The organism is Streptomyces sp. NPDC008313 (genome assembly GCF_042956125.1).
In the GTDB taxonomy this organism is placed as follows: domain Bacteria; phylum Actinomycetota; class Actinomycetes; order Streptomycetales; family Streptomycetaceae; genus Streptomyces.
Genome location: NZ_JBIBFR010000027.1, coordinates 100,471 through 108,500 on the forward strand (window position 1 = coordinate 100,471; position 8,030 = coordinate 108,500).

Here is an 8,030-nt window from a genome sequence, read left to right on the forward strand (position 1 = left end):
CTGCCCGCTTTTCCGGGGCCCGGGGGGGGGGCGGCCGCGGGGGCGCCCCGGGGGGGGGGGGGGCGGGGGGGGGGCGCGGCGGGGGGGGGGCCCGGGGGGGGGGGCCGGGGGGGGGCCCCCCCCCCACCGGTCGGTGTTCAGCGGAGCCATCCACTGTGGCGGACGAGCGGCAGGCGCGCCCACAGCCGTCCGAGACCGAGGGTGTCCCCGGCCGAGAAGAGCGCGAGGGCGACGAGCACCACGGCGTAGACCACGTGGTAGTCGGCGAAGGGATTCGTCGACATGCTCGCGGAGCCGTCCGACAGGTGCCGGGCCGGCGGCCACTCGGCCATCCACATCAGCGCCATCATGACGGTTCCCGCGAGGGCCGCGAGGCGCAGGAACACTCCGGCGGTCAGCGCGAGGCCGATGCCGAGCAGACCCAGCATGAACAGCCAGTCCGCCCAGGCCGCGCCGGCCCACGCGTGGAAGGTGGACTCCATCGGCCCGGCCGCGACGTGACCGAGGAAGCCCTCGGTGGGCGAGCTTCCGTCGATCCAGCCTCCTCCGGACCGGGTGGCGTATCCGAGGCCGAAGGTCTTGTCGAGGAAGGCCCAGAGGAAGACGAAGCCCATGAGCAGGCGGGCCGCGGCGAGGACGTGAGCGGCCGCGGTGTGCGTGTCGCCGACCGCCGGTACGGCGGCGGTGCCGGGGGCGGCGGTACGGCCCCTGCCGAAGTGCGTGAAGTGCAAGCCGGTGGAGCGGTGGGAGTGCTCGTGGACAGCCATGACGGGGTCCCTTCGGAACGGTCCGGTCGGTCGGTTCCTGACAGCACTCAGTCTCGGCGAGGGGACGGGCCCGCGCCGGATGCCGTTGGGCCGCGGTCGTGGGGCCCAACGGCCCTGTTTTCGCGGGCCCTTCGGACACACACCGGGGGCGGGTGCCGTCCGGCGCCCCGCGAAATCGCGCGGCGCCTCGCCCACCCGCCCCCGTCCGGGCGCCCCGGCCGGCGGTCAGCCGTCCCAGGACCAGTCGGCGACCTCCGGCAGATCGGTGCCGTGGACCCGGATCCACTCGTGGTGGCGCAGCCGGGCGTCCTCCATCCGCTGGCGCACGGCCGCGGCGCGCACCGCGAGGCCGGGGACGCGGTCGATGACGTCCATGACGAGCCGGTAGCGGTCCAGGTCGTTGCGGACGACCATGTCGAACGGCGTGGTGGTGGTGCCCACTTCCTTGTAGCCGCGCACGTGCAGGTGGGGGTGGCCGGTGCGGCGGTAGGCCAGGCGGTGGATCAGCCACGGGTAGCCGTGGTAGGCGAAGATGACCGGCTTGTCGGCGGTGAACAGGCCGTCGTACTCGAAGTCGGTCATGCCGTGCGGGTGTTCCTCGCTCGGGAGCAGCCGGGCGATGTCGACGACGTTGACGACGCGGACCGCCAGGTCCGGCAGGTGGAGCCGGAGCAGCTGGGCGGCGGCCAGCATCTCCTGTGTGGGGACGTCACCGGCGGCCGCGAGCACCACGTCCGGCTCCCTCTCGCCGCTCTCGGTACCGGCCCATTCCCAGATTCCGGCGCCGCGCGCGCAGTGGGCCTTCGCCTGGTCCATCGTCAGCCAGTCGAAGCAGGGCTGCTTGCCCGCCACGACGACGTTGACGTAGTCCTTGCTGCGCAGCGCGTGATCGGCGACGGACAGCAGCGTGTTGGCGTCCGGGGGGAAGTAGACCCGTACCGCCTCGGGACTCTTGTTGAGGATGTGGTCGACGAACCCGGGGTCCTGGTGGGAGAAGCCGTTGTGGTCCTGCCGCCACACGTGCGAGGTCAGCAGGTAGTTGAGGGAGGCGATGGGCGCGCGCCAGGGCAGCCGGCGTGTGACGCGCAGCCACTTGATGTGCTGGTTGACCATGGAGTCGACGATGTGGACGAACGCCTCGTAGCAGGAGAACAGCCCGTGCCGGCCGGTCAGGAGGTATCCCTCCAGCCAGCCCTGGCAGGTGTGTTCGGAGAGGATCTCCATCACCCGGCCGTGCCGGTCGAGGTGTTCGTCCACGTCGAGGGTGCCGGCCTGCCATGCCTTGCCGCTCGCCGCGTAGACGGCCTGGAGGCGGTTGGAGGCGGTCTCGTCGGGGCCGACGAGGCGGAAGTCCCGTCGGCCGGCGGTGCTTCGCATGACGTCTTCCAGCAGGTCGCCCAGGACGCGGGTGGGCTCGTGCAGGGACGTGCCGGGCTTGTCGACGGGGACGGCGTACCGCTCCAGCGGGGGCAGGGGCAGTTCCCGCAGCAGGAGGCCGCCGTTGGCGTGCGGGGTCGCGCCGAGCCTACGGGCGCCTTCGGGGACGCAGGCCAGGACCTCCGCGCGGGGGACGCCGTGTTCGTCGAACAGTTCCTCCGGGCGGTAGGACCGCAGCCACTGTTCCAGTTGCCGCAGGTGGTCGGGGTTGTCCCGGACGCCGGACAGCGGAACCTGGTGGGCGCGCCAGGTTCCTTCCACGGGCAGCCCGTCGACCTCGGCGGGGCCGGTCCAGCCCTTCGGGGTGCGCAGGACGATCACCGGCCAGCGCGGCCGCTCGGTCGCGCCGTTCTCACGGGCGGCGTGCTGGAAGCCGGCGATGCGGTCCAGCGCGGTGTCCATGGCCGCGGCCATCGCCCGGTGGACGGCGGCGGGGTCGTCGCCCGTGACATGGATCGGGTCGTGGCCGTAGCCCTTGAGCAGTGCGTCCAGCTCGGACTCGGGAAGCCGGGCGAGCACCGTCGGGTTGGCGATCTTGTACCCGTTGAGGTGCAGAACGGGCAGGACCGCGCCGTCGTGGACGGGGTCGAGGAACTTGTTCGAGTGCCAGGAAGCGGCCAGTGGTCCGGTCTCCGCCTCGCCGTCGCCGATGACGCAGGTCACGAGCAGACCGGGGTTGTCCAGGGCCGCCCCGTAGGCGTGGGACAGCGAGTACCCGAGTTCGCCGCCCTCGTGGATGGAGCCGGGCGTCTCGGGCGCGACGTGGCTGGGCACCCCGCCGGGGAACGAGAACTGTTTGAACAGCCGCTCCATTCCGTCGGCGTCCTGTGTGACGTCGGGGTAGGTCTCGGTGTACGAGCCCTCCAGCCAGGAGTTGGCGACGACCGCGGGGCCGCCGTGGCCGGGCCCCCAGAGGCACAGGGCGTCCAGGCCGCGGGCCCGGATGGCCCGGTTGAGGTGGGTGTACACGAGGTTCAGCCCGGGTGAGGTGCCCCAGTGGCCGAGCAGCCGGGGCTTGACGTGTTCGGGGCGCAGCGGCTCGGTCAGCAGCGGGTTGGCCATGAGGTAGATCTGGCCGACGGCCAGGTAGTTGGCGGCGCGCCAGTGGGCGTCCAGCCGCCTCAGCTCGTCGTCGGTGAGGGGGACGGGCACCTGCTGTGTGTCGACGGACGTCATCGGTTCCCTTCCGGGTCGGAGTGCGGTCGGAGGTGCGTCGGGTCCGTACCTTCCTCACCTTCCCCGGCGCTCCGCGCCCACGACAGGGCCAATCGGGCCCCACCCGGTGCACCGGCGTGCTCGACGCCGGCCGCCGGGCACGGTGTCCCGGGCGGTGGAGGGCGTGGGCGTGGCGAGCAGGCCCCGCCGTGTCGCGGCGGGGCCTGCTCGCCACCGTCAAGCTCACCGTCACCGACGACAAGGGCGCCACCGCCACCCGGACCGTCACGGTCGGCAGCGGCGGCGGAACCGTCACCGAGTGAGCATGTACCGGACGGCGAGGTAGCCCCAGCGGTAGATATGCGTGGTGTGAGTACACCCACTACCTCGACGGCCGCTTCGACATGTACGGCGACCGCGCGCCGACGTCCGGGCGGGCCGGGGGCCGATCGCACAACGTGACATTGTATAGTGGGCCAACAAATCCTCGGAGGGCCATACATGAGCGAGCTGAAGCCCCGCAAAGTCATCGCTGTGCAGGAGCATCTGCGTGACCAAGTGGCCAACGCTCTCCGCGCGGCACTGATCGCGGGCGACCTGCAGCCCGGAGTCATCTACTCCGCTCCCACCCTCGCCGCCGAGTACGGAGTCTCCGCGACCCCCGTACGCGAGGCCATGCTGGATCTGGCGCGCGAAGGTCTGGTCGAGGCCGTCCGCAACAAGGGATTCCGCGTCACCGAGCTGTCCGAGCGCGACCTGGACGAGTTCACCGAGATCCGCGCCCTCATCGAGATCCCGACCGTCGGCCGGGTCGTCCGGTCGGCCTCACGGGATCAGCTGGAGGCCCTGCGGCCCGTGGCCGAGGAGATCGTCACCGCCGCTCGTGCGGGCGACCTCATCGGCTACCTGGAGGCCGACCGCCGCTTCCACCTCGGCCTGCTGGCTCTGGCCGGCAACTCCCGCCTCGTCGAGACCGTGGCCGACCTGCGGAAGCGGTCGCGGCTCTACGGCCTGACCGAACTGGCGGAGGCGGGGGCACTGGTGGCGTCCGCGGAGGAGCACACGGCGCTGCTGGACCTCATGCTGTCCGGTGACGTCGCCGCGACCGAGGAACACATGCGGCACCACCTGGCCCACGTACGGACCCTGTGGGCGGCGCGGCAGCGGGAGCAGGCTGCCGGGAACAGGTCCCGCGCACGCAAGCTGGGCGTCCGCTGACGCCCGTCACCGGCGGCCGGCTCCGGTCACGTGCGGCGACGGGGCGACAGCACGCGGCCGGACTCCTTGCCCCGTCGCAGTGCCTCAGCCGGTCCGGCTCACGTGCCGGAACGTCGCGGGGACCCGGTGGTCAGCCTCGTCACGAAAGGGCGAGGACGCAGAACTCGTGGCCCTCCGGGTCCGCCAGGCACGTCCACGGGGCGTCGCCCTGGCCGACGTCGAGGTCCGTGGCTCCGAGGGCCCGCAGCCGCGCCACCTCCTCCGCTCTGTCGTCACCGGGATACGGCAGCAGGTCCAGATGGACGCGGTCGGGCACGGTCCTGGCTCCGGGCGTGCGAAGGAACTCGAGATACGGGCCGACGCCCCCGGCGGAGCGCAGCACCGCCTGATCATCCGTCACCTCGTGGACGGCCCAGTCCACCGCCTCGCCCCAGAACCGTGCCATGGCCCGCGGATCCTCGCAGTCGACCACCACCGCGGCGACCGGCCCGGTGTCCCGGTAGACGTCCCGGGGCTCCAGCACACAGAACTCGTTGCCCTCCGGGTCGGCGAGGACCTTCCACGGCACCTCGCCCTGGCCCACGTCGACGGACGTCGCACCGCGGGCCCGCAGTCGCGCGACCAGTTCCGCCTGATGGGCCGCGGAGGTGGTGGCGAGATCGAGGTGCGTCCGGTTCTTCGTCGCCGTCTTGGGTTCCGGGACGGGAACGACGTCGATGCCGACGGCGACCGGGTCCGGCCACACGAGGCCGCCCCCGGGCCCGACGTACGTGGTCACGCCGGGGCTGTAGGCAGTCCAGCACAGCGCCTCCGCCCAGAATCGCCCGATCGCCGGGGGATCAAGGGCCTTGATGTTCACATGCACAGGTCGCAGCGCCATGCCGGCGATCCTATGCACGGCGGCACGTCCGCACGGCGGCACATCTCCACGGCGGCACGGCGGCACGTCCGCACGGCGGCACGGCGGTGCCGACAGGCCTCGTCGCGAAGCAGGAATGCCGTGAGACAGGGACGACCTCATTCGCCCACCACAGCGCTCAGCGCGACCGGACATGCCCAGCATCCTGAAACGGGCGCCCTCTGCCGCGGTCGAAAATCAGTGGAGCGGGGTCGCGCCGTGCCACTACCTTTCTGCCGACCCACGTTGTCCAGGCCAGGACGTGCCGTTGTACACCCTGTGAGACCTCCCGAGCGCTGATCTGTCGCGCGTCGCGCATGTGCGCCGCGCTGCCTTTTGTTGCGGACTTCTCACTGAAACCGGTGTACTTCTGTGCTCACCACCTGGGTGATCGCTCCCACCTGCCCGCCACTCGTTCACCGCTGTTGCCATGTCTGCGCCTCCGGGCGCTTCCGGGCGAACGGCAAGTTCCGCGTCAACGCGCATCACAAGCGTCTCGACGCCTGGCTCCTCGTGCTCTGCACCTCCTGCGGGGACACCGCGAAGCTCACGCTCCTGGAGCGGATGAACGTGCGCGCCCTGCAGCCCGGACTGCTGGACCGGCTGCACGACAACGACCTTGCCCTGGCGGCCGAGTTGCTCCAGGACCCGGTCCTGCAGCGGCGTAACCGCATCGCCCTCGACTGGGACAACGCCTGGCGCCTCGACACGGACGGGTCGGACGGGTCGGACGGGTCGGTCGGGTCGGACCACCTGGACCACGAGGTGATCGACGTATCGGTCCGCTTCGCGGCACGGATCCCGGTCCGGCCGGTGCGGCTGATCGCTGACGGTTGTGGGCTATCGCGGGGCGAGGTCGAGAGGCTGATCACGGAGGGCAGGCTCGTGTCGGCGGCCCGGCTGAGCGGCAGGCTCTCCGGCGACTTCACCTTCACGCTCAAGCGCTGAGCCCTCCCACAGGCCACCGGCGCCACGCTCGACGCCTGCCTCCGGGAAGCCCGCCGTGGTGAGGCGTGAGCGCCGCTTGGCCGTGACACACGTGTGAGGCCTCCGCGTTCGGCGCACGGAGATCGGCGACCGGCGGACCGCCCCCGAGCGGAGGCAGGAACCCTGGTCCAACGCTCGCACCGCAGCCCGCGGATCCACGACGTGGTGCGCGAGGTCAACGACGTGGTGCGACCGGCGACCACACGCCAAACCACTGCTCGGCGCCGTACTCCTCGAACCGCTCCACCTCGGTGAAGCCCAGCTTCTCCGAGAGGCGCATCGAACGCTCGTTGGCGACCTGGGTGCAGAGCACCACCGACTCACCGGGGCACGCTCCCGCGAACCAGTCGAGCGCCGCCGCGCACGCCTCCGCGGCGTACCCGCGTCCCCACGCCTTCGGCAGCAGCATGTAGCCGAGGTCGGCCTCCCCGCCATCCGGACGGACGCGTCCCGAAGGCCCCGCCCGGCGCCGATCGAGCGTGACCGTCCCGATCATCTCGCCGTCGAGTTCGATCACGAAGAGGCCGGGGCGCCGTCCGGGCACCTCGGGTACCTCGCGCTCCAGCCCTGCACGCGGCCGGGGGCCACCGATGTACGTGCCCACCTCGGGCGAGGCGAACAGCTCGATGAACACCGCACGGTCCCGGGCCTCGGACTCACGGAGCACGAGCCGCCCGGTCCGGATCGGGGTGGGCGGCCAGGGGACGGGGCCGGGCTCGGTCATTGCGGAAACGTATCGCACGGCACGCTCCAGGGCGGGAGTTGCGGAAAGCCTGCCCGGGGCCGGGGCCGGGGCAGGGGGCCGCGGGGCTGGTACGGGTTCCACCGTGACCGGACGCGTTCGGGCATGACCCAAGTACCAGTGTGCCCCGGCCTTCGGGACCGGGCGCGGGCCGGAAAATCAGGTGGCCTCGGCTCACCGGCTCGGTAGGGTCGGGCGATGCCCGAGCTGAAGCGGCTGCATTCCAGCCACGCCCCGGCGGTCCTGGCCTTCGAGCTGGCGAACCGCGCCTACTTCGCGGCCTCGGTCTCCGACCGCGGCGACGACTACTTCGACCGGTTCGCCGACCGGTACGACGCGCTGCTGGCCGAGCAGGAAGCCGGTGTCTGCGCCTTTCACGTGCTCGTCGCCGAGGACGGCTCGGTCCTCGGCAGGTTCAACCTGGTCGACTTCGAGGACCACGCCGCGGAACTCGGATACCGCGTAGCCCAGCATGTCACCGGCCGGGGAGTGGCGACCGCGACCGTCCAGGAACTGTGCCGACGGGCGGCGACCCGCTACGGGCTGCGCGTACTGCGGGCGGCCTCCTCCCACCAGAACGTGGCGTCCCGGAGGGTGCTGACCAAGGCCGGTTTCATCCCGGTCGGTCCGGCCGGCCCGGCCCACCTCGGCGGCAAGTCGGGTACGTGGTACCAGTGCGACCTGGAGCGCCGGCCGTCCTGAGCCGAGACCGTCCAGCGGTTCCGCTGCCCGGGGGGTGCCCCTATCTGTTTCGTCAACCCCGGTGGGGTCGGCTTGTAGGGGTTGATCCTGGTTTCGGGAACGTCCCGCGAAGCGGGATGTTCCC

At 71.9% G+C, this 8,030-nt stretch carries 7 protein-coding genes; 3 read left to right on the forward strand and 4 right to left on the reverse strand.

Translation table 11 applies throughout. The features are described from left to right. Positions 1 to 137 precede the first annotated feature (137 nt). Together ACFY93_RS29435 and ACFY93_RS29440 are read right to left on the reverse strand one after the other, a co-directional pair. On the reverse strand, positions 138 to 767 hold the full coding sequence (locus tag ACFY93_RS29435) for a hypothetical protein (protein ID WP_391364577.1): 630 nt from the start codon (positions 765 to 767) through the stop codon (positions 138 to 140). Between the two features lie 225 nt (positions 768 to 992). Beyond that, complete coding sequence (locus ACFY93_RS29440) at positions 993 to 3,380, reverse strand: phosphoketolase (RefSeq protein ID WP_391364579.1); 2,388 nt, start codon at positions 3,378 to 3,380, stop codon at positions 993 to 995. Positions 3,381 to 3,860: 480 nt separating this feature from the next. On the opposite strand from ACFY93_RS29440, the gene ACFY93_RS29445 reads away from it, so the two are divergent. Next, positions 3,861 to 4,577: an FCD domain-containing protein gene (locus ACFY93_RS29445; protein ID WP_391364580.1), complete on the forward strand. Its 717-nt coding sequence runs from the start codon at positions 3,861 to 3,863 to the stop codon at positions 4,575 to 4,577. Positions 4,578 to 4,716: 139 nt separating this feature from the next. On the opposite strand, the gene ACFY93_RS29450 is transcribed toward ACFY93_RS29445, so the two are convergent. Then, a complete protein-coding gene (locus ACFY93_RS29450; protein WP_391364582.1) occupies positions 4,717 to 5,457 on the reverse strand; it encodes a VOC family protein in 741 nt (246 codons plus the stop codon). Between the two features lie 390 nt (positions 5,458 to 5,847). Between ACFY93_RS29450 and ACFY93_RS29455 the strand changes: the two genes are divergently transcribed. Continuing rightward, positions 5,848 to 6,423 carry a DUF1062 domain-containing protein gene (locus ACFY93_RS29455; protein WP_391364584.1) on the forward strand — a complete coding sequence of 192 codons (576 nt, stop codon included), beginning with the start codon at positions 5,848 to 5,850 and terminating at the stop codon, positions 6,421 to 6,423. 214 nt (positions 6,424 to 6,637) lie between these two features. Here ACFY93_RS29455 and ACFY93_RS29460 read toward each other — a convergent pair whose 3' ends face one another. After that, positions 6,638 to 7,186, reverse strand: coding sequence for a GNAT family N-acetyltransferase (locus tag ACFY93_RS29460; protein ID WP_391364586.1), 549 nt, complete (start codon positions 7,184 to 7,186; stop codon positions 6,638 to 6,640). Between the two features lie 216 nt (positions 7,187 to 7,402). On the opposite strand from ACFY93_RS29460, the gene ACFY93_RS29465 reads away from it, so the two are divergent. Then, positions 7,403 to 7,906 carry a GNAT family N-acetyltransferase gene (locus tag ACFY93_RS29465; RefSeq protein ID WP_391364588.1) on the forward strand — a complete coding sequence of 168 codons (504 nt, stop codon included), beginning with the start codon at positions 7,403 to 7,405 and terminating at the stop codon, positions 7,904 to 7,906. Positions 7,907 to 8,030 lie beyond the last annotated feature (124 nt).

Excerpts from the sequence above, each read along its gene's own strand:
- ACFY93_RS29440 (WP_391364579.1), bottom strand. The coding sequence starts at position 3,380 with ATGACGTCCGTCGACACACAGCAGGTGCCCGTCCCCCTCACCGACGAC.
- ACFY93_RS29460 (WP_391364586.1), bottom strand. The coding sequence starts at position 7,186 with ATGACCGAGCCCGGCCCCGTCCCCTGGCCGCCCACCCCGATCCGGACC.
- ACFY93_RS29445 (WP_391364580.1), top strand. The coding sequence starts at position 3,861 with ATGAGCGAGCTGAAGCCCCGCAAAGTCATCGCTGTGCAGGAGCATCTG.
- ACFY93_RS29435 (WP_391364577.1), bottom strand. The coding sequence starts at position 767 with ATGGCTGTCCACGAGCACTCCCACCGCTCCACCGGCTTGCACTTCACG.
- ACFY93_RS29450 (WP_391364582.1), bottom strand. The coding sequence starts at position 5,457 with ATGGCGCTGCGACCTGTGCATGTGAACATCAAGGCCCTTGATCCCCCG.
- ACFY93_RS29465 (WP_391364588.1), top strand. The coding sequence starts at position 7,403 with ATGCCCGAGCTGAAGCGGCTGCATTCCAGCCACGCCCCGGCGGTCCTG.